General features: G+C 71.3%; 2 protein-coding genes. Both read right to left on the minus strand.

Going from position 1 to position 2354, the window contains the following annotated elements; genetic code table 11:
* Window positions 1-1328: aldehyde dehydrogenase family protein (locus BZL64_RS30065; protein ID WP_086772306.1), on the minus strand; the 1328-nt coding region annotated here is incomplete at its 3' end.
* 237 nt (window positions 1329-1565) lie between these two features.
* Window positions 1566-2354: malate dehydrogenase (locus tag BZL64_RS30070; protein WP_086772307.1), on the minus strand; the 789-nt coding region annotated here is incomplete at its 5' end.

The following is a 2354-nucleotide window of genomic DNA, read 5'->3' on the forward strand; positions in this document are numbered from 1 at the left end:
ACCCGGCGGGCGCGGCCCGCGTCGGTGGTCCAGACGGCGCCCGCGAGGCCGTACTCGGTGTCGTTGGCGAGGGCGACCGCCTCGTCCTCGGTGCGGAAGGTCTCGACCGTGAGGACCGGGCCGAAGACCTCCTCGCGGACGACGCGCATCTCGCGGTGACAGTGGTCCAGGACGGTCGGCTCGTAGAAGTAGCCGTTCTCCGGCCGCTGCGGGGAGGCGTCGGGGCGCTTGCCGCCGGAGCGCAGCACCGCGCCCTCGGCGAGCGCCGACTCGACGTACGCCTCGACTTTGGCTCGCTGCTGCGCGGAGACGAGGGGGCCGCACTCGACGCCGTCCTCGGTGCCCCGGCCGAGGCGGATCCGCCCGGCCCGGCGGGCGAGTTCGGTGACGAAGCGGTCGCGGACCGACTCCTCGACGATGAGGCGGGCGCCCGCCGAGCAGACCTGGCCGCTGTGGATGAAGGCCGCGTTGAGGGCCTGGTCGACGGCGGTGTCGAAGCCGTCCTCGGTGGCGCAGGCGTCGGCGAAGACGACGTTGGGGTTCTTGCCGCCGAGTTCGAGGGCGACCTTCTTGACACTCGGGGCGGCGGCCTGCGCGACCTTGGTGCCGCTGGCCAGGCCTCCGGTGAAGGAGACCAGGTCGACGTCGGGGTGCTCGGCGAGGCGGGCGCCGACCGTGTGGCCGGGGCCGGTGACGATGTTGGCGGCGCCGGCGGGCAGTCCGGCCTCGGTGAGCAGGCCGATGAGGGCGATCGTCGTCAGCGGGGTGATCTCGCTGGGCTTGACGACGAAGGTGTTGCCTGCGGCGAGCGCCGGGGCGATCTTCCAACTGGCCTGGAGAAGGGGGTAGTTCCAGGGGGTGATCAGCGCGCACACGCCGACCGGTTCGTGGACGACGACGCTGTGGATGTCGGGCGAACCCGCGTCGACGACCCGGCCGGGCGCCTCCCCCGCGACGAGGTCGGCGAAGTAGCGGAAGGCGTCGGCGACACAGTCGATGTCGACGCGGCCCTCCTCGACGGTCTTGCCCGCGTCCCGGCTCTCCAGCAGGCCGAGTTCTTCGCGGTCGCGTACGAGGAGTCCGGCGACGCGGCGCAGCAGTGCGGCGCGCTCGGCGACGGGGGTGCGCGGCCACTCGCCGTGGTCGAAGGCCTGCCGGGCCGCCGCCACCGCGAGGTCGGTGTCCTTCTCGTCGCCCTCCGCGACCAGGGCGAACGGCAGGGCGTCCGCGGGGTCGATGATCTCGCGCGTGGCGCCGGAGGCGGCTTCGCGCCATTCGCCGCCCGCGCAGATGGTCTTCCGCGCCTGGAGTTCTGTCCTGTCCGCCATGATCGGGATTGCCTTCCGTTCCTGTTCAGTGCCCGTGCGTGACACGGGTGTCACCCACCGGGACCGTGAGCACATGCCCTTGGGCCCCGATTGCATGCGCAATCCATGGCCGAAAGTGCGCCGCGTCACTGAAAATGCGGACAAAAAAGGCAAATAACCACCCCGAACGCACCGGTCCCCGGGCGGCAGGTGCCGCCCGGGGACCGGGGAGTCAGATGTGCGGGGGAGCCAGGGGGCTCAGATGAGGCCGAGCGAGCGGACCGCCTCGCGCTCCTCCGTCAGCTCCTGCACGGAGGCGTCGATGCGGGCGCGGGAGAACTCGTTGATGTCCAGGCCCTGGACGATCTCGTAGACGCCGTTCTTCGTGGTGACCGGGAAGGAGGAGATGAGGCCCTCCGGGACGCCGTAGGAGCCGTCGGACGGGATGCCCATGGAGGCCCAGTCGCCCTCGGCGGTGCCGTTGACCCACGTGTACACGTGGTCGATGGCCGCGTTGGCGGCGGAGGCGGCGGACGACGCGCCACGCGCCTCGATGATGGCCGCACCGCGCTTGGCGACGGTCGGAATGAAGTCCTCGGCCAGCCACTTCTCGTCGTTGACGACCTCGGCGGCGTTCTTGCCCGCGACGGTGGCGTGGAAGATGTCCGGGTACTGCGTGGCCGAGTGGTTGCCCCAGATGGTGAGGCGCTTGATGTCGGCGACCGTGGAGCCCGTCTTCTTCGCGAGCTGGGTCAGCGCGCGGTTGTGGTCCAGGCGGGTCATCGCGGTGAAGCGCTCGGCCGGTACGTCCGGGGCGGCGGCCTGGGCGATCAGCGCGTTGGTGTTGGCCGGGTTGCCGACGACGAGGACCTTGATGTCGTCCGCGGCGTTGTCGTTGATGGCCTTGCCCTGCGGCTTGAAGATGCCGCCGTTGGCCTCCAGGAGGTCACCGCGCTCCATGCCCTTGGTGCGCGGGCGGGCGCCCACGAGGAGGGCGACGTTGGTGCCGTCGAAGGCGACGTTCGGGTCGTCGGTGATGTCGATGCC

It is taken from the genome of Streptomyces bobili (genome assembly GCF_002154575.1).
Classification (GTDB): domain Bacteria; phylum Actinomycetota; class Actinomycetes; order Streptomycetales; family Streptomycetaceae; genus Streptomyces; species Streptomyces bobili.